Source organism: Panacagrimonas perspica, from assembly GCF_004364935.1.
Taxonomy (GTDB): Bacteria; Pseudomonadota; Gammaproteobacteria; order Nevskiales; family Nevskiaceae; genus Panacagrimonas; species Panacagrimonas perspica.
Window position 1 is genome coordinate 2,312,320 of record NZ_SOBT01000008.1, and the last position, 16,944, is coordinate 2,329,263.

At 64.9% G+C, this 16,944-nt stretch carries 18 protein-coding genes, 2 tRNA genes and 1 pseudogene; 8 read left to right on the forward strand and 13 right to left on the reverse strand.

The annotated features are described in order from the left end of the window. Window positions 1–8 precede the first annotated feature (8 nt). The 3 genes from DFR24_RS10425 to DFR24_RS10435 all read right to left on the reverse strand — a co-directional run bounded on the left by DFR24_RS10425 (window position 9) and on the right by DFR24_RS10435 (window position 1,768). Window positions 9–443 carry a PaaI family thioesterase gene (locus DFR24_RS10425; protein ID WP_133881198.1) on the reverse strand — a complete coding sequence of 145 codons (435 nt, stop codon included), beginning with the start codon at window positions 441–443 and terminating at the stop codon, window positions 9–11. 110 nt (window positions 444–553) lie between these two features. After that, on the reverse strand, window positions 554–892 hold the full coding sequence (locus DFR24_RS10430; protein ID WP_133881199.1) for a hypothetical protein: 339 nt from the start codon (window positions 890–892) through the stop codon (window positions 554–556). A gap of 132 nt (window positions 893–1,024) precedes the next feature. Continuing rightward, a complete protein-coding gene (locus tag DFR24_RS10435; protein WP_162851150.1) occupies window positions 1,025–1,768 on the reverse strand; it encodes a TVP38/TMEM64 family protein in 744 nt (247 codons plus the stop codon). 206 nt (window positions 1,769–1,974) lie between these two features. Here DFR24_RS10435 and DFR24_RS10440 point away from each other — a divergent pair, with 206 nt between their 5' ends. Continuing rightward, a complete protein-coding gene (locus DFR24_RS10440) occupies window positions 1,975–2,412 on the forward strand; it encodes a hypothetical protein (protein ID WP_136249363.1) in 438 nt (145 codons plus the stop codon). A 175-nt stretch (window positions 2,413–2,587) separates the two neighbouring features. Here the strand turns inward: DFR24_RS10440 and DFR24_RS10445 are convergent, their stop codons facing one another. Next, entirely contained in the window at window positions 2,588–3,088 is a 501-nt protein-coding gene (locus DFR24_RS10445) for an RcnB family protein (protein ID WP_133881202.1), read from the reverse strand. A 201-nt stretch (window positions 3,089–3,289) separates the two neighbouring features. Between DFR24_RS10445 and DFR24_RS10450 the strand changes: the two genes are divergently transcribed. The 3 genes from DFR24_RS10450 to DFR24_RS10460 all read left to right on the forward strand — a co-directional run bounded on the left by DFR24_RS10450 (window position 3,290) and on the right by DFR24_RS10460 (window position 6,305). Then, window positions 3,290–4,090, forward strand: coding sequence for an enoyl-CoA hydratase (locus DFR24_RS10450; protein WP_133881203.1), 801 nt, complete (start codon window positions 3,290–3,292; stop codon window positions 4,088–4,090). Between the two features lie 291 nt (window positions 4,091–4,381). Beyond that, on the forward strand, window positions 4,382–5,323 hold the full coding sequence (locus DFR24_RS10455) for a hypothetical protein (RefSeq protein WP_133881204.1): 942 nt from the start codon (window positions 4,382–4,384) through the stop codon (window positions 5,321–5,323). A gap of 214 nt (window positions 5,324–5,537) precedes the next feature. Further along, a complete protein-coding gene (locus DFR24_RS10460; RefSeq protein WP_133881205.1) occupies window positions 5,538–6,305 on the forward strand; it encodes a glutathione S-transferase family protein in 768 nt (255 codons plus the stop codon). Window positions 6,306–6,471: 166 nt separating this feature from the next. Here DFR24_RS10460 and DFR24_RS10465 read toward each other — a convergent pair. Then, window positions 6,472–6,547: transfer RNA gene (locus DFR24_RS10465), tRNA-Ala, on the reverse strand. A gap of 459 nt (window positions 6,548–7,006) precedes the next feature. On the opposite strand from DFR24_RS10465, the gene DFR24_RS10470 reads away from it, so the two are divergent. Continuing rightward, on the forward strand, window positions 7,007–7,246 hold the full coding sequence (locus tag DFR24_RS10470; RefSeq protein WP_133881206.1) for a hypothetical protein: 240 nt from the start codon (window positions 7,007–7,009) through the stop codon (window positions 7,244–7,246). A gap of 144 nt (window positions 7,247–7,390) precedes the next feature. Here the strand turns inward: DFR24_RS10470 and DFR24_RS10475 are convergent, their stop codons facing one another. Continuing rightward, the gene (locus tag DFR24_RS10475; protein WP_133881207.1) at window positions 7,391–8,083 is read right to left on the reverse strand and encodes an LOG family protein; all 693 of its coding nucleotides are present in this window, start codon (window positions 8,081–8,083) and stop codon (window positions 7,391–7,393) included. Between the two features lie 214 nt (window positions 8,084–8,297). Further along, on the reverse strand, window positions 8,298–9,974 hold the full coding sequence (locus tag DFR24_RS10480; RefSeq protein ID WP_133881208.1) for an AMP-binding protein: 1,677 nt from the start codon (window positions 9,972–9,974) through the stop codon (window positions 8,298–8,300). Window positions 9,975–10,070: 96 nt separating this feature from the next. On the opposite strand from DFR24_RS10480, the gene DFR24_RS10485 reads away from it, so the two are divergent. Further along, entirely contained in the window at window positions 10,071–11,216 is a 1,146-nt protein-coding gene (locus DFR24_RS10485) for an acyl-CoA dehydrogenase family protein (RefSeq protein ID WP_133881209.1), read from the forward strand. A 147-nt stretch (window positions 11,217–11,363) separates the two neighbouring features. Beyond that, entirely contained in the window at window positions 11,364–13,115 is a 1,752-nt protein-coding gene (locus DFR24_RS25150) for an OmpA family protein (RefSeq protein ID WP_281280151.1), read from the forward strand. Between the two features lie 123 nt (window positions 13,116–13,238). On the opposite strand, the gene DFR24_RS10495 is transcribed toward DFR24_RS25150, so the two are convergent. The 3 genes from DFR24_RS10495 to DFR24_RS10505 all read right to left on the reverse strand — a co-directional run bounded on the left by DFR24_RS10495 (window position 13,239) and on the right by DFR24_RS10505 (window position 15,508). Then, window positions 13,239–13,463, reverse strand: a complete 225-nt coding sequence (locus DFR24_RS10495; RefSeq protein WP_133881210.1) for a DUF2970 domain-containing protein — start codon at window positions 13,461–13,463, stop codon at window positions 13,239–13,241. Window positions 13,464–13,590: 127 nt separating this feature from the next. Next, window positions 13,591–14,079, reverse strand: coding sequence for a DUF2505 domain-containing protein (locus DFR24_RS10500; RefSeq protein ID WP_133881211.1), 489 nt, complete (start codon window positions 14,077–14,079; stop codon window positions 13,591–13,593). A gap of 67 nt (window positions 14,080–14,146) precedes the next feature. Further along, a complete protein-coding gene (locus tag DFR24_RS10505) occupies window positions 14,147–15,508 on the reverse strand; it encodes a DUF1329 domain-containing protein (protein WP_133881212.1) in 1,362 nt (453 codons plus the stop codon). A gap of 88 nt (window positions 15,509–15,596) precedes the next feature. On the opposite strand from DFR24_RS10505, the pseudogene DFR24_RS10510 reads away from it, so the two are divergent. Further along, window positions 15,597–15,911 (forward strand): annotated as a pseudogene (locus tag DFR24_RS10510) (sugar phosphate nucleotidyltransferase); the annotation flags it as partial. 166 nt (window positions 15,912–16,077) lie between these two features. Here DFR24_RS10510 and DFR24_RS10515 read toward each other — a convergent pair. From DFR24_RS10515 to DFR24_RS10525, 3 genes are all read right to left on the reverse strand, one after another. Further along, window positions 16,078–16,154 (reverse strand) — tRNA-Pro (locus DFR24_RS10515). 72 nt (window positions 16,155–16,226) lie between these two features. After that, entirely contained in the window at window positions 16,227–16,637 is a 411-nt protein-coding gene (locus DFR24_RS10520; protein ID WP_133881213.1) for a MerR family transcriptional regulator, read from the reverse strand. Further along, a complete protein-coding gene (locus DFR24_RS10525) occupies window positions 16,624–16,917 on the reverse strand; it encodes an integration host factor subunit alpha (RefSeq protein WP_133881214.1) in 294 nt (97 codons plus the stop codon). The genes DFR24_RS10520 and DFR24_RS10525 overlap by 14 nt, the downstream gene beginning before the upstream one ends. Between the last annotated feature and the right edge of the window lie 27 nt (window positions 16,918–16,944).

The following is a 16,944-nucleotide window of genomic DNA, read 5'->3' on the forward strand; positions in this document are numbered from 1 at the left end:
CTGTCGCGCTACTTGGCTCGCGTCACCAGACAGCTGCAGGTGGCGTGCGCCACCAGCTTGCCGGCGCTGTCGTACATCGAGCCTTCCGAGACGCCCAGGCGTGCCGACATGTTCAGGACCTTGCCTTCGGCGCGGTAGGTCTCGCCGACTCTCAGCGGCCTCAGCATCTTCACGGCAAGGTCGACGGTGCCGTACGTGGCGCCGGCCTCGAGCATCGTGTGGACCGCGCAGCCGGTGACCGAATCGAGCACGGTGCAGGCGAATCCGCCGTGCACGCCTCCCATCGGATTCAGGTGGCGCTGGTCGGGGATGGCCTCGAACGCGGCGAAACCCTCGGAGACCTCGACGGGCCGCATGCCCATCGTGGTGCCGATCGATGCCGCGCGGCCCTCGCCTGCTACAAAGGACTGCATCAGTTCGAGGCCGCTCATCTTCGCGCTCATGTCGTGCTCGCCGGAGTTCTCGAGTCGAGCTTAATTCAGCAACCGGCGCTTGTTGTGGCAGGTTGCGTCGGAAGCCAACGCGACACCCGTGGATCGCGCCTCGGTCCCGTTTACGAACCGATGCCGAAGCGCTGCCGCAGGTACACCGCCACCGCGTCGTACTCCTTGCGATCAAGGGTCTCCCAGAGCGTGTCGTCCTCGAAGAAGCGGCGGGCGACCGTTTCGTCGAGCGGCTTTTCGCCGAGCGGGCAGGTCGTGCAGCCGAGCTTCACGGCATAGATCTCCTTGCCGTACTCGTACTGCCGGTAATCGGGAACATCGCGCTTGGTCCGAGGATCCCGGTCCGGAGAGGGCGCCCGCGGCTGGGGCATGATCGACTGGGCGGCGGCGGCGAACGACGCCGACATCAGGACTGCAGCGACGATGGCCTTGCGGGATGACGAACGCACGCTTGCACACTCCAACGGGGGATCCGGCTGTGCATGCTAATCGCAGCGGCCACGCGTCTCCAGCCCCGGCTTGGGGCAAGTTCGTTCAGCTTTGAGCCCAAGTCACCGCGCCGATCGAACCGGCGCTTCGGTTCAACCTGCCATCGCCTTGTTCCGTGCCCACAGCGCACCGGCAGCGGCGACCAGCAGCACGCCCACCATGATCGCGATCTGCGACTTGGACGGATTGCGCAACACCTGGCGCAACTGGTGGCCGAAGGCCGTCATCAGCAGGTTGCCCGGCAACAATCCCAGCAGGGTTCCGAACGCAAAGGGCACCGCACGTACGTGCGCGGCGCCGGCGGCGAGATTCACCACCCCGTAGGGCGCCACCGGCAGCAGGCGCAGCGTCGCGATTCCCAGCACGCCGCTCTTCTTCAGCATCTGCGTGATGCGGTCGATCGCCGTGCTGTCGATCCGGCTCAGGCGCTTGCCGCCGAAGCGACGGCCCAGCGCGTAGGTGAACATCGCCGACGCCAGGCTGCCCGCCATGGCGCAAGGCAGCCCCCAGGCGGTGCCCATGCCCAGGATCGTCGCGGCGTTGAGAATGGTGTTCGGGAAGAACACGGCATTGGCCGCCACGTAGACCATCACGATGATCAATGGCGCCCAGGGATTGCGGCGCATGCCGTGCAGCCAGGTGGCGATCGCCTCGGTGTCCGCCACTTCGTGCAGCGGCGAGAACCGCCAGGCCGCCGCAATGGCCACCAGCACCAGGAAACCGATGGCAGCCGCGATCAGCGCGCGGCGCGAGCCGGACTTGTCACGTTCGGGGGCGTCGCTGGCCAGGGTTGGCGCCTCGGGTGCCGTCGACGGATCCGGCGTCGGCGCGGGCATCACCACGTCCATTGCGGACCCAAACGCGGCAGCGGCGGCGGAATCAGGCAACCCGCGCGGTCGCAGCGCGGGTGAGGTTGAAGGAGTGGGCGCACGGTTCGAAGGGAGGCGGCTGCGGCAGCCGCCGTGGCGCAATCGGCGTGCCCGGCGTTACCGTGCGTTGCGGTTGATGCCGCGCCCTGCAGGGAATGCGGCCCCCGACCCGAGTGACCCCGACCACTTTCTATCGAGGCAGCCTCGTGTCGCCCGTGCTGATACCGGCGCTGACCTGGTGGCTGTGGCCGAACATGGGAACCGCGATCCTGATCATGTCGCTGGTGATCGCAGGCCTGCCGTACCTGGCCTTCGCGTGCTTTCTGAGCTGGAAGCTCGGCCGCGTGCCGCCGACCGGCGACGTCCCGCAGCCGATCCTGCTGGCCCCGGCCTACTTCCTGCCGTTCGAACTCGTCGCCGTCCTCGCATGGTCCGCCCACCTCGAAGGCTTCGGTCTCAACCTGCTCGGCGCGCTGCTGGGCTTTCTGCCGATCGCGATGTTCCTGGTGATGTTCGGCTACTTCTATGTCGGCGCCACGATCCTGCTGCTCGTCCTGTTTCGCCGGCTGGGATGGGTTCGGGCACCGGACAGAGCCGCCGTCGCGGCCTGAGCGGCTCCAGCATTCATCGCCGCGCCCGCTGAACGATTGCAGCGCCGGCCATTGTTGACCGCGCCGCTGCTCGGCGGCCGGACAAAAGAAAAGGGCCCGCCGATCCGGCGGGCCCTTCTTCATCGATGTCGCCGAGGAGTGCCTCAGCACTCGCGTCTGCCCATCATTCCGTCGCTCACTGGAAGATGTTGTAGACCACCGCCGCGACGACGCCGGTAGCCACGGCCGTCAGCACCACGTCGTGGTCGACACGCACCCACTGGTGATTGCGCGGCGGCGTGCGCAGACGGTAGCTGCTGTAGTCATGCACGACGTACCGCGAACCGCGATAACCGGCCGGCAGACGCTCGCCGGCACGCCAGTAGTGATGCGAGTAGCCGCGCGGCGCCTGGTACTTCGCGACACGATAACGCTGCTCACGCCACTGCCGTTCACGCGCCTGGCTGTTCCAGTTGCGGTCGTCGTTGCGGTTGTTGCGATTGTCGTAGCGGTTGTCGTGGCGGTCGTCACGGTCATGACGATCGTCGCGGTCGCGCACGTCGCGATGCTCGATCACCACGACGCGATCGGGACCATGATCGTGGTAGCGGGCGTCCTGCTTGGGCTTGGCCATCGCGGCCGGTGCAACCGCGAGCCCAAGGCTGAGGGTGGAAGCGAACAGCAGTTGCTTGTACATGGAAAACTCCGGTGGAGACACGACCCCACCTTAGGCCCGGGTCACTGAACGACCTCTTAGCCCCAAGCGGATTTACCTTTCTTTACGCCGCGCAACGAAAGCGGAAAACGTGACTCCCGTCGCGCTCGCACCCGGTTCCAAAGCGCCGCCCGTGCGTCCTACACTCGGACTTTGCGCAGTCCCGCGGACCGGAGCACGACGATGGAAACCAGCACCCCAGACGAACCCGTTCTCGCCCGCCAGGATCACGACGGCGTCGTCACCTTGTGTCTCAATCGCCCGCGGCAGTTCAACGCGCTGTCCGAAGAACTGCTGGATGCGCTGCAACGCGAACTCGATTCGATCGCGGCCGACCCGACCGTGCGCTGCGTGGTTCTGGCCGGCGCCGGCAAGGCGTTCTGCGCCGGCCACGATCTTCGTCAGATGCGCGCCACGCCGGAAGCCGAGTACTACCGGGCGCTGTTCGCGCGTTGCAGCCACATGATGCAGACGCTGCAGAAATTGCCGGTGCCGGTGATCGCCCGCGTGCAGGGAATCGCGACGGCCGCCGGCTGTCAGCTCGTCGGCGCCTGTGATCTCGCCATCGCTTCGGATGGCGCGCGCTTTGCCGTCTCCGGCATCAACTTCGGACTGTTCTGCTCGACGCCCGCGGTGGCGCTGTCGCGCAACGTCTCGCCGAAGCGCTCGTTCGACATGCTCGTCACTGGCCGCTTCATCGACGCGGCCACGGCTGTCGACTGGGGCCTGATCAACGAGGCGGTACCCGAATCGGATCTCGACGCCGCGGTGCAGCGCAAGTGCGATGCGATCATCGCCAAGAGTCCTGCCGCGATCCGCCACGGCAAGGCCATGTTCTACCGGCAGCGTCAGATGACGCTCGAAGACGCCTACGTGTTCGCCGGCGATGTGATGACGCGCAACATGATGGAAGACGACGCCGGCGAAGGCGTCGACGCCTTCATCGAGAAGCGCACGCCCGTGTGGAAACCCGTCAGTCGCTGACACGCGACTGACACACGACTGCCACGCCTTGTCACTTTTCCATCGCGCGCATTTCGCGCGCCGGCAGTTGGCGTGCATCCGGACGCCAGACGCAGGAATCAGCACGCGCCGCGCGCGTGCTTTCGTACCGCCGCCGATCGGGCGCGAGTCGACAAGCGATTCAGGCTGAAGACTCGAACGGTGTACGGGCGCCAATGAACGGTGCATCGACGCAGGACAGCTGAATCGCCGATCGATTTGGCCGAATAGGTCTTGCACGGATGAAGGCTCATCCGATCGCACGCCACGACCATGTCGATCCCGAGCAAGCCGAGCGCCCTTCCCTTCCACCGGATTGCGCGCGCACTGCTCGCGACGTTCGCGATTCTGAGCACGCCTTCGCACGCGCACGAGACGGTGCTTCCGCAATTGCCTGGCATGACGATGAACTCGTTGAACGGCGTCCCGCAGGCGCGTTACGTGCGCACGTCCGATCGCGACGGTCAGCTTCGCGTCACGGCGGATTTCGCGGATCACGACGGCGAAGCGTTGCGCTTGAGCTTCAGCATGCATCCCGAAGCCAGCCTCGCATCGATGCAGGCCTTCGGTTTCAAGCAGGCTGAACTCACGGCGATGCATCAGGCCTGCATGCGTGACGCCAACTGCTCGCCGGCCGAGTTCGATCAGCGAATGAAGCGGTACTACCGCGAGCACGCGCTGCGCGCGCGAGAGATTCCAGGAAAACCGACGCGCCTGTCGGTCGACATTCCGACCGTGGTGCGACGCAATCGCGCCCAGGTTCAGCCGCTGGTCGCAGCGCTCAGGCAGCTGGGCAGCGAACGCGGCCTGGAGACCGAAGGGCTGATGGCCGCGGCGACGGCACTCGTGCAGGGTGGCCTCGCCTATCGCGCGCCCGCCGCACTGGAAGACGGGCGGGAGACGCTCGGCTTCTACACGCCGCCGCGCGCGCTCGAGAAGGGTTACGGAGATTGCGACACCAAGTCCGCCCTGCTCGCGGCCATCTTCGCGAACCTGGGTGAGGAGCGGATCATCGGCGTGGGGGTGCCGAATCACTACCTTCTCGGCGTGGCGCGCCAACCGCGCGACGGCGAGATGAGCGTCGAATATCGCGGAGAGCCGTATGTGCTGATCGAGGCGGCAGGACCCGCGCAGCGACGTCTGGGCGACGTCAGCAAGCAGACGCGAGTGGCGTTTGCCGAAGGACAGGAGATCCGCATCGACCCGATCTTCTGAGTTCGAGAACGCGGACGGCGCGAGTCCGTCGGTATTCCACGCACGGATCGGACAGCACCTGATCGGGCTGCGGGCGCAATGATGGTCCGCCCTCGGGTGGAATCGCACTCCCTGGTCCGGCATCGTGCAACGGATCCGCCTGACCCGAGATTCAAACGGGCGCCGCTCGAGGTGCGCTTCACCGGGCAGGCGTGGAAATCCGGGGAGAACCGCGATGCTCGATTACCGTCCGCTGGACGACATCATTCGCCACAAGGGACTGCGCCTGGTGCTGGTGCGCGGCATGCCCAGCCCCTGGGGCCAGGCCGCGAAGGCGATGATGGAACTCAAGAAGCTCGACTACGTCGTTGCCGCGCAGGAAGCGGGCGGCGCCAACGAGTCGCTGCTCGCGTGGTCGGGCCAGACCAGCGCACCGGTCGTGGCCTGGGCCGACGAGCCGCCTCGCCACCACTGGCTCGACATCCTGATGCTGCTGGAGAGGCTTGCGCCGACGCCGGCGATGCTGCCCACCGACGCCGCGCTGCGCGCACTGGCGGTAGGCTTCTGCAACGAGATCTGCGGCGAACTGGGCGTGGGCTGGAATCGCCGCCTGCAGATGTTTGCGCCGGCCATGGAGTCCGGCAATGCCCCGGAAGGCGTGGCTCGCATGAGCGCGAAGTACGGATACGGCCAGTCGGCGCTCGATGCGGCCAGCACGCGGACTGTCGGAATCCTGCAAGCGCTGAGCCATCAGCTCAAAGCCCAGCATGCGCGCGGTTTGCGCTTCTTCGTCGGCGACGCGGTCAGCGCGCTCGACATCTACTGGGTCACGTTCATGAATCTGATGGACCCGCTGCCCGCCGCGATCTGCCCGATGCCGGAAGCCTGGCGTCCAGGCTTCGTCGTGTCGGACCCGGCGATCAAGGCGGCGCTCGACCCGATCCTGATCGAACACCGCGACCGCATCTTCAAGGATTGCTTCCGCAATCCGATGGAGCTCTGAACCAGGGCCTCCTAAAACGCGGCCCTGCGGAGGCAAGGCGAGATCGCACGGCCTGGACGTTTCGAGAAGAGGATGTGGCCGGCAGTCCGGATTTCATCCGGGACCAGGCGACGGCGGGTCTGGCCCGTCCTGGACGGACGTCGGCGTGGGCACGCCTGCAGGTTGTTGGTGGAGACGAAGGGGATCGAACCCTCGACCTCCGCATTGCGAACGCGGCGCTCTCCCAGCTGAGCTACGTCCCCACGAAAACCTGCTGCCAGACGGACAACGATACAACCGGCCCGACGCGCAGCGCATCTTCATCGAAGAGGGTGGCTGCCCGTGAGGGGCCGGGATTATAACGACGGGTCAGCGCTCACGGTAGTGTCGCGAGCATATTGCAGCCACGCCATCGCGCCGCCCGTCGCGGGCACCCGCTGGCGATCCGCTTCGTGACTCTTTCGAGAGGGTCATCCGGGTGTGTGACCGTCCAGGCTCATCCACCGCCGGACCTTTCCGACGGCAGCGCCGGATTCGCTCGCCGCCGCCACGATTGTCTTGCGCGGATGCCTGCGCCAGCCCAGCTTCCCCAAGCCTGCGACACGCACGCGGAACGTCCAATTTCAGCCTCTACGAAGACCTCCCGCCGGCCCTCTTCACGATTGCATCAAAGCCTGCTAAAAGCCCGCCGTCGATTACCGAACCGGTGACCGTTTTCAGACATGGCCCGCAAGCCGAAGCAGAAGCCGCAACCCGAAGCACCCAAGAGCTTCGACGACAGTGCGCCGTTCGAGTCCGAGGGCGGCGACGAGGACGTGAGCGTGATCGAGCCGGATGATCCGCCGGTGGACACGCGCTCGCGCGATTGGCGCGACGTGGAGCGGTACAAGGAGATGCGCCAGCTCCGCAAGCTGGTGGATGACGACCTCGATTTCGAGGACAAGCCGCGCCGCGGCTCCTGAGCGATCCGCTGCGATCACCACCGGTCGGCACCACCCGGCCCTGCAAAGTGACCCTCAGCCGGACTCGCGTCCGGCCATCGTCTACATCAGCTCGCCCCCCGCACGCATCACAGCGGCGCCGCGATCGCGAGCCGCCAGCTGCATTCAGGCCGGCAACCCCGCCAGCACCAGTTGCATCGCCTCCTCAGGCGTATCCGCGTAGGTGAACAGGTCCAGGTCCTCGCGCCGGATCAAGCCACGACGCGCGAACGACTCGAAGTTGATCGTCTCGGCCCAGAACGAGCGGTCGTAGAGCACGATCGGCATGCGCGACGACTTGCCGGTCTGCGTCAGCGTCAGCAGCTCGAACAGCTCATCCATCGTCCCGAAGCCGCCAGGGAAGATCACCGCCGCGCGTGCAAGGTTCATGAACCAGAACTTGCGCATGAAGAAGTAATGGAACACCACGCTGCGCCGGTCGTCGACGAACGGATTGGCCTGTTCCTCGTGCGGCAGCGAGATGTTGAGACCGACATTCAGCGAGGCATCGACGCGCGCGGCGCCCTCGTGTGCCGCCTGCATGATCCCGGGACCGCCGCCGGTCACGATGTAGTAGCGCTCGGCCAGCGCGTGCGCCTGCGTGGTCCAGCGCGCGATCAGCTCGGCCAGCGCAGCGGCATCCTGGTACGAAGGGGATTCCTTCGGCAGACGCGCCGACCCGAACAGGATCACGCCGCGGTGGATATCGAGTTCGCGAAAGCGTCGTTCCGGATCCAGGTACTCGCACAGCAAGCGGACCGTGCGCGCATCCGGGCTCATCAGGAAATCCGGATTCAGATAGGACTTGGGCAGCTTCATGGTCGTGGATCGCGTCGGGGCAACGGGAAGCGATCTTAGAACCTGCGCATGACGCGGGCGCGCATGTCAGCGGGTTCTCCCCTCTCCCGCAGCGAGAGGAGCCGGAGGTGAGGGAGAGTCGGCCGATCGGTAGATGGCCTTCGCAGGAGAGCGACTCACCCTCACCCGCCCCTTCGGGGCACCTTCTCCCTGTGGGAGAAGGAACCTCGTGTCGTCAGGCGTCCCACACCACCTTGGAGCGCTTCGACGACCAGCCCGCGACGCGCGGCTCGTAGTGCTTCTCGACGACGTTGCGCTTGACCTTCAGCGTCGGCGTGATGAACCCGTTCTCCACCGTCCAGACCTCGGTGCTGAGCGCGATGAAATCGAGCTGCTCGTGCGGATCGAGCTGCCCGTTGACCGCCGCGAGGTGCGCTTCGAGCGAGGCGCCGAGCGCGTCGCGGTGCGCCTTGTCCTTCTTGCATGCAGCCGCTTGATCGGCCGGCAGGATCACCACCGCAAAGGGCTGCGCGCTGTTCGCGCCCATCACGCAGCAGGCCTCGATGCCGGTGTGCCCGGTCAGGCGATTCTCGATCGGCGCGGGCGCCACGTACTTGCCCTTCGAGGTCTTGAACAATTCCTTGGCGCGGCCGGTGATGCGCAAGCGGCCCTGGTCATCGATCTCGCCCAGATCGCCGGTGCGCAGCCAGCCGTCGTCCGTCATCGTCTCGCGCGTCTTTTCCGGCTCGCGGTAATAGCCCTTCATCAGGGCCGGGCTGCGCATCAGCACTTCGCCCGATTCGGAGAGCTTCTGCTCCACGCCCGGGTACGGCTCGCCGACATAGCCCACGCGCTGGCGTCCGGGCACGTTGGAATGAGAGCAGCCGAAGTTCTCGGTCATGCCGTAGGCCTCCATCAGAGGCAAGCCCAGGCGCGCGTACCAGTCGAGCAGCGCCGGCGGCATCGGCGCGGCGCCACCCAGCGCCAGACGCGTGTCGTCCATGCCCAGAGCGGTCACGATCTTCTTGCGCACCACGCGATTGAGCAGCGGGATGCGCATCAATCGATCGAGCTTCTGCTTGGGCATCTTCGAGAACACGCCCTGCTGGAACTTCACCCACAGCCGCGGCACGGTGCCGAACACCGTGGGGCGGGCCGCCTGCAGATCGCGCGCGAAGGTTTCGAGCGCTTCGGCGAAGAAGATCCGAAAGCCGGCGTGGAAGGACGCGCACTCCATCCCCCAGCGTTCGGCCACGTGCGACAGCGGCAGGTGCGAGAGCATGCGATCGCTAGGCACCAGCTTGTAGCGCAGCTCGAGCGTCTTGCTCGCCCAGCCCATGCCGGCGAAGTCGTGCATCACGCCCTTGGGCATGCCGGTGGTGCCGGAGGTGTAGATGATCGTGGCGAGATCGTCGGCCGCACGCACCGGGCTGCCGGAAATCGGTTGCGTGCGCGCGACGATGTCGTCCCACTGCGCGCAGGGCACGTCCGGCGACAACGGGAAGCGGATGCACTCCACGCCGTCGGGAATCCCGTCCTTCATCACCGGCCAGTCGTCGAGCTTGCCGATGAAGCAGAGCTTGGAGCCGCTGTGCTCGAGCACCTGGCGCACGGATTCCGCGGTGAGCGTCGGATACAGCGGCACCGAGACATGGCCGGCCATCCAGATCGCGAGGTCGGCGACGATCCAGTGCGCGCAGTTCTTCGAGATCAGCGCGATGCGCGAGCCCGGTTCCCAATGAAAACTCTGCAGGTGCGCCGCCATGCGGCGGGCCTCGTCTCCCACCTGCTTCCAGGTCCAGTCGCGCACTGCGCCGCCTCCCATCGGCTGCGTCAGGTAGATCGCGTCGGGCTGCACGCGCTCCCAGTGGTAGAAGCGATCGAGGAGCAGTTCCTTGGCAGCGTTCGTCATGCGATCAGGTGCGTTGGCGTCGGACGTGGGACTTGAACGGATGCTAGCTCAGGACTAGCGTGGCCGCTGATCATTTTCGGTTTGACGGTAATCCAGATGACTTACGCCTCACCCTTCTACGACAAGGACCACGAAGAGTTTCGCGCCCAGGCACGGCGCTTCGTGGAAAAGGAGATTTCACCCAACATCGAGGCCTGGGAAACGGCGGGCAGCATTCCGCGCGAGCTGCATCAGAAGGCGGCGGAAGCCGGGATGCTGCAGGTGGGATTTCCGGAACGCTGCGGCGGCATCGAAGTGCCTGATCTCTTCTACGGCGTCGTGCTGACCGAAGAACTCGCGCGCTCCGGCAGCGGCGGCGTCATCGCGGGACTGATGAGCCACGGCATCGCCCTCCCTCCGATCTGCCACGTCGGCTCGCCCGAGCTGCAGGCGCGATATGCACGTCCAGTCCTGGAGGGACGAAAGATCGCGGCGCTGGCCATCACCGAACCCGGCGGCGGGTCGGACGTGGCCAATCTGAAGACGCGCGCCGAGCGCGACGGCGATCACTACGTCGTCAACGGCTCCAAGACTTTCATCACCTCGGGCATGCGGGCTGACTATCTGACCTGCGCCGTACGTACCGGCGGCGCCGGCATGGGCGGCGTCTCGCTGGTGGTGATCGAGGGCGACACGCCGGGGCTGAGCCGCACGCCGCTCGACAAGATGGGGTGGCGTTGCTCCGACACCGCGACGCTCTACTTCGACAACTGCCGCGTGCCGGTAGCCAATCTCGTCGGGCGCGAGAATCAGGGCTTCATGGCGATCATGCTCAACTTCAACCAGGAGCGGATCATGCTGGCGGCGCAGGCCTACGCCTTCGCCAAGGTCTGCTACGACGAGGCCATGGACTACGCGCGCTCGCGCGAGACGTTCGGCAAGGCCTTGATTCGCAACCAGGTCATCCGCCACAAGCTGGTGGATATGCGCATGCGCCTCGAAGCGGTGAAGGCCAACCTGGACCTCGTGACTTGGCGCGTCTCGAACCGGCAGATCCCCATCGCCGAGGTCTGCATGCTCAAGAACTTCGCCTGCACCTCGCTCGAGTGGATCGCCAACGAGGCGATGCAGGTCTTCGGCGGCGCCGGGTATCTGCGCGGCGCCAAGGTCGAACGGATCTACCGCGAGACCAAGGTGTTGACGATCGGTGGCGGCTCGCTTGAAATTATGAAAGACCTGGCTGCCAAACAGCTCGGAATGTAAGGCAAAACCCTCTTTGCAAAGTTCAGCAAAGTCAGTACATTGCCACTTGAACTTAAAGTTCGCCCTGAGCATGGGGTGCGCAGGTGCCCGAAGAGGCCATCCGCGCATCGTTTTTCCCGGGGATCTAATTCGCGTTTCGGGGGATGCATGGCAATCAAAGGAAGCCTGCGCAGCGGGCTCGTCAAGGGCCTGATCGGCGCAAGCCTCGCAGGATTCTCGGTTTCGGCGATGGCTCAATCGTCGCCGGGCTGGTACTTCGGAATCGAAGGGTTCTACGCGGACACGAAGGATCTCGATGGTGCCGCCACCATCAAGCTTCCGGACTCCACCACAGTCTCGCCCAATACCTGCGTACTGCCGATCGAGCTGCTCGGCGTCAACCTGGAAGCGCTGGGTCTCTGCGTTCTGGGCAACAACCAGGGAACCATCTCCGAGCCGGGGACTGTGGCTCAGACCACGTCCTCCATCGCGCTCGATGGTGGGTTTGGTGGCGGCGCCTCGTTCGGCTATCTGTTCGACGGCGGTCTTCGCCCTGAACTGAACCTGCGCTACTCGGAAAACGATCTCAAGAGCTTCAGGACCGGCGGCTTCGACGGCAGCAGCGATGGCTCGCTGCGTGCAGTGCGCCTGATGGCGAACATCTGGTACGACCTCGACTTCGGCAACCTGGCGCCCTACTTCGGCGGTGGCCTGGGCCTGCAGAACACCGAGCTCAAGGGCTTCGGCACCAAGGCGGATGACGACACGATGGCCTTCCAGGCCGGTGCCGGTGTCGCCTACTGGTTCGGCAACGCCACGGCGCTGTCGCTCGACTACCGCTATGTCTCCTCCGAAGAACCGGAGTTCAAGACCACCGACGCGGCGACCGGCATCCAGACCACGCGCGACGGCGAGTACAAGGCGCACAACATCGGCGCCAGCCTGCGCTACTCGTTCGGCGGCCAGTTCAAGGATTCCGACGGCGACGGCGTGCTCGATCGCAAGGACAAGTGCCCGAACACGCCGCAGGGCGTGCAGGTGTACTCGGACGGCTGCCCGATCGATCTCGATCAGGACGGCGTGCCCGACTACCTCGACAAGTGCCCGAACACGCCGCCTGGCGCGCCGGTCAACGCCGACGGCTGCCCGTTCGATTCCGACGGTGACGGTATCCCCGACCATCTCGACCAGTGCCCGGGTACCCCGGCCGGCGTGAAGGTGGACGGCAAGGGCTGCCCGCTGGATTCCGATGGCGACGGCGTGCCCGACTACCTCGACAAGTGCCCGGAGACCGCCGCCGGTGCCGCGGTCAACGCGCAGGGTTGCGACATCAGCGACCGCGACGGCGACGGCATTCCGGACAATCTGGACAAGTGCCCGGATTCGGATCCGAAGATCAAGGTGGGCCCGGATGGCTGCCCGCTCGACAGCGATGGCGATGGCATTCCCGACTACCTCGACGAGTGCCCGCACACGCCGCCTGGCCTGAAGGTCCTGCCCAACGGTTGCGCCCTGGTGGGCGACTGCCGCAAGCCGCGCGCTGGCGAAGCGGTCGACGCCAAGGGGTGCGCACTGGATCAGCGCTTCATCCTGCGCGGGGTCAAGTTCGAGTTCGACTCGGACAAGCTGACCAAGCCGGCGGAACTGATCCTCAACGATGTGGCCGATACGCTCGCTGCGTATCCGGACGTCACCGTCGAGGTCCAGGGCCACACGGATAGCCTGGGCACCGATGCGTACAACCTGGGCCTGTCCGAGCGTCGTGCGATCGCGGTCAAGCGTTACCTCGATGGTCGTGGCGTCAACGGCAACCGCCTGCGCCCGGTCGGTTACGGCGAGTCCGCGCCCATCGCGAGCGACGCCACGCCGGAAGGCCAGGAAGAGAACCGCCGCGTCGAGTTCCGGGTCGTCGGGAACTAAGGCAGGACCGCTTCAAGACTCGAGCCCGGCCGGGTTATCCGGCCGGGCTTTTTTGTGGGCGATCCCCGGAGTCGACGGCCGCGGGCTCCACGCCATCGCGCGCCGTCCCGCTTCAGCTTGGGTTTACAGCCCCGCCTTCCACATCACCAGCTTCACGACTCCGAACACGACGAGCACGAAGGTCGCGGTCAGTGCGATACCCAATGCGAGGAATCGCAGCGGACTGCCGCTCGTGAAGTCGCGTTTCCGGTTCCGTGAGCTCTGCACGCCGAAGAACGAGGCCAGCACGCTGCCGATCTCCTGAAGCAGCGTGGGCCTGCGTGGCGGGGGATTCGGGACTTCAGGCATGGACGTGGAAGATCGAGACCCGGGACGGATCCGCGCCAATGTAGCCCGGACGAAGTCCGGGATTGACGCTCGAATGAGACGGCGAGCCGGACTTCGTCCGGGCTACGGCACTACGCGAGTCAAAGACTCAATAGTCGAGCACGATCTTTCGCGACGCCGCCAGATCCCGCTTCGACTTGGCCTTCACGTCCTCCGAAATCGCAGCCTCGATCTTTCCACCGACCAGCGGGATGCCGCAGGTGATGGTCCAGCTCTGCACGTTGACCGCCTTGCCGTTCTCTTCGATCAGCTTCATGTCCGCGAACATCTTGATCGGCGCGCCCTTGATCTCGATGTCGATGCGGCCCGTGCGCTTGGCGATGTCCCAGCTGTCCTGCTGCACCATCTTCACGGTGTCGCCCAAGATCTTCTTCGCGACTTCCGGCAGCGGTGCGTCCGACTTCATCACCAGCCGGTACTTCACCATGCATCGGGCATCGGTCTTCTTCTCTTCGAGAAGCTCGCACTCGATCGCGTTCACGTCCTTGTACTTCCGATCGAAGAATTTCCGGTCCGAATACATCTTCATCACGGTCTCGGCGGACTGCTCGAAGCTGTGGCGCTCTTCGAATTTCATGCGTGGACTCCTGAAATGAAACCGCCGGCACACGGCCGGCGGTCTTGAATCTGAAAGATGCGAGGTCCTACTTGGTCGACGACTTCTGCACCGAGGACGACGTGAAGTAGTCGCTCGAGAAGCTCACCGACAAGTCGTACGGCTTATCTTCGTTGACCGCGGCGGTGATGAAGTAACGGCCCGAGTTGAAGTGGTAGATCACTTCCGGAATCGTCGACGGCGCCAGGATGTTGTAGGCGAACACCAAGTGCCCTTCCTGGAACTGGTAGAGCTCATCGCGGTTGTCGTAGTCGTCGACGGCCAGGATGTTCCAGGAATCCTCATCGATGTAGAACACGCGCTTCTTGAACGTGTGGCTGGTGCCCGGCCTGATATTGGCTTCCACCACCCAGACACGATGCAGCTCATAACGCGGGATGTCCGGGTTCAGATGCTTGGGCTTGGCCAGATCCTTGTACTTGACCTTGTTGCCCGCGATCTTGTTCGAGTTGTAAGGCACGACCATCTCGCGCTTGCCGAGCAGCTTCCAGTCGTAACGCTCGAGCACGCCGTTGAACATGTCGACCTGATCGTAGAACTGGTGACCGTCGGTGCCTTCGTACGGGTTGTCGCAGCACACCGTCGGCGCGCGGCGGATGCGCTTGAGCGCAGGGGTGTAGAGCCATGCCTGGCGGCCACCGGCGCCGGTGCCGGCCTTCTCGTGCACCAGAATGTAGGTGCCCGCGAGGCGCGGCGGCGCCACGGTCTTCGAGAGGTACTTGAGGAACTCGCCCTCTTCCTTGGTCAGCGGCACCGGCTTCTTGATCGACGCGTAGCCGAAGGTCACGTCTTCGACGATCTTGGTGAGCTGGAACTGACCGTCGGGCTGCACGATCATCTGGTTGTTGTAGCGGGTGGCGTTCTCGCCACGCCACTTGAGCTTGTGGTTCCAGATCGGCTCGGCGCCGGTCTTGGGAATCGGGAACGGGAAACCCAGCTTGCAGTTGTTCGGGTTGTCCGTGCCGATCATCTCGCAGTTGACCGCATTCTCCTTGGTCGCCGCGTAGATCTCGTCGGGGAACGCGACCACGCGATGGGTCGGGTACACGTTCATCTTGTACGTGTCGTAGCTCGACAGCAGCTTCAGGTGGCCCTTGGTGAGCTTGTCCTTGTACTGCTCGATGTTCGCCTTGGTGATCGTGTAGATCGGCTTCTCGCCGTCGATCTTCGGATTGTTCGGAAACTCGCCCGACAGCGGCCCACGCTTGGCGCCCGGTTCCCACGCGGGAATGGTGTTGTCCTTGTTGCCGGCCTTCTCGGCTCCGACCGGCGTCAAGGTCTGGCCCAGCTGGCCCGCTTCATCGGGTGATACCTTCGCGTGGACGGGAGCTGCGAGTGCGATCAACGCCAGGCTCAGACAAGCGCCGAGCAGATTTTTCTTGTTGTACATTCGTTTCTTCTCCTCGAGAAAGCAGCCGCGATGCTTATGGCAGCGCGGACCAATTCTAGCCGTGGTGACCTGTACTCGCGCACGGGTGATATGGTTTCACCATTGTCCTTGTCGCTGCGCCTACGACGACCCCAATGAAGGCATCGTCCTCGCGGGTGGCTCCGGCACCCGGCTTTATTCGCGGACCACGGTGGTTTCCAGGCAACTGCTGCCGGTCCACGCCAAGCCGATGATCTACTAGTCGCTCAGCACGTTGCTGCTGGCCGGCGTCCGCGACATCCTGATCATCTCCACGCCCCGCGACACTCCCCAATTCGAGGCTCTGTTCGGGGATGGTCGTCACCGGGGCATCTCGTTGCGGTACGCAGTCCGGCCCTCTGCGCATGGACTCGCACAGGCCTTCCCGAAATGGATCGACGACGCGCCGTTCCAGGCACTGGCCGCCCCACTCGCGAAAAACGGATCCGGGGAGCACCTGCTGTCGTTGCTCGAAAACCAGGTGCCCTGAAGACGGCGCGGTTTCGACGCGCACAAAAAAGGCCGCTTTCGCGGCCTTTTTCGATACTGATTGGTCGGGGCGAGAGGATTTGAACCTCCGACCACCTCCACCCCAAGGAGGTGCGCTACCAGGCTGCGCTACGCCCCGAAACTGTTTGACGGGTTTCGTCCCGCGTTGAGCGGGCCGCGATGATACCGGCAGGCCGCCGGAACGGAAAGCTCAGCGCAACAACTTCAGCAGCGATTCGAGTTCGTCGCGCACCTGGCGGATCTGCGCGCTGCGTGCAGCGACCGGCTCGAGATGCGGAGAATTGGCGGACGGCGCTGCCAGGACGGTCTCGGGAATGTCGCTACCGAGCTTGAGCTGGTCCCTCAAACGCTGACGCGCGCCGCCGATCGTGAAACCTTCTGCGTAAAGCAGGCTGCGGATGCGGCGCACCATCACCACATCCTCGTGCTGGTAGTAGCGACGGTTGCCGCGGCGCTTCACCGGCTTGAGCTGAGGAAATTCCTGCTCCCAGTAACGCAGCACATGCGGCTTGACCTGGCAGAGATCGGCGACCTCGCCGATGGCGAAGTACCGCTTGCGAGGAATCGCGGGCAGTTCGATGGGTGCTTCAATCGCTTGCATCGAGCTCCACCCTCAAACGCAATTTCTGACCCGGACGGAAAGTGACGACGCGGCGTGCGGAAATGGGAATTTCCTCGCCGGTCTTCGGATTTCGTCCAGGACGCTGGTTCTTGCTGCGCAGCTCGAAGTTCCCGAAGCCGGACAGCTTTACTTCTTCGCCCGCCTCGAGGCGTCCGCGAATCTCCTCGAAGAAGAGGTCCACGAACTCCTTGGCCTCACGCTTGTTGAGGCCCAGTTCGTCGAACAGTGCTTCTGAAAGTTCGGCCTTGGTCAACGCCACGATTTCGTATCCCCACTGCGGGTCGGG

Coding starts and splice junctions, on each gene's coding strand:
- DFR24_RS10500 (WP_133881211.1), bottom strand. CDS start 14,079: ATGAAATTCGAAGAGCGCCACAGCTTCGAGCAGTCCGCCGAGACCGTG.
- DFR24_RS10435 (WP_162851150.1), bottom strand. CDS start 1,768: ATGCCCGCGCCGACGCCGGATCCGTCGACGGCACCCGAGGCGCCAACC.
- DFR24_RS10455 (WP_133881204.1), top strand. CDS start 4,382: ATGTCGATCCCGAGCAAGCCGAGCGCCCTTCCCTTCCACCGGATTGCG.
- DFR24_RS10520 (WP_133881213.1), bottom strand. CDS start 16,637: ATGCAAGCGATTGAAGCACCCATCGAACTGCCCGCGATTCCTCGCAAG.
- DFR24_RS10480 (WP_133881208.1), bottom strand. CDS start 9,974: ATGACGAACGCTGCCAAGGAACTGCTCCTCGATCGCTTCTACCACTGG.
- DFR24_RS10450 (WP_133881203.1), top strand. CDS start 3,290: ATGGAAACCAGCACCCCAGACGAACCCGTTCTCGCCCGCCAGGATCAC.
- DFR24_RS10460 (WP_133881205.1), top strand. CDS start 5,538: ATGCTCGATTACCGTCCGCTGGACGACATCATTCGCCACAAGGGACTG.
- DFR24_RS10495 (WP_133881210.1), bottom strand. CDS start 13,463: ATGCCTGAAGTCCCGAATCCCCCGCCACGCAGGCCCACGCTGCTTCAG.
- DFR24_RS25150 (WP_281280151.1), top strand. CDS start 11,364: ATGGCAATCAAAGGAAGCCTGCGCAGCGGGCTCGTCAAGGGCCTGATC.
- DFR24_RS10425 (WP_133881198.1), bottom strand. CDS start 443: ATGAGCGCGAAGATGAGCGGCCTCGAACTGATGCAGTCCTTTGTAGCA.
- DFR24_RS10505 (WP_133881212.1), bottom strand. CDS start 15,508: ATGTACAACAAGAAAAATCTGCTCGGCGCTTGTCTGAGCCTGGCGTTG.
- DFR24_RS10475 (WP_133881207.1), bottom strand. CDS start 8,083: ATGAAGCTGCCCAAGTCCTATCTGAATCCGGATTTCCTGATGAGCCCG.
- DFR24_RS10470 (WP_133881206.1), top strand. CDS start 7,007: ATGGCCCGCAAGCCGAAGCAGAAGCCGCAACCCGAAGCACCCAAGAGC.
- DFR24_RS10445 (WP_133881202.1), bottom strand. CDS start 3,088: ATGTACAAGCAACTGCTGTTCGCTTCCACCCTCAGCCTTGGGCTCGCG.
- DFR24_RS10485 (WP_133881209.1), top strand. CDS start 10,071: ATGACTTACGCCTCACCCTTCTACGACAAGGACCACGAAGAGTTTCGC.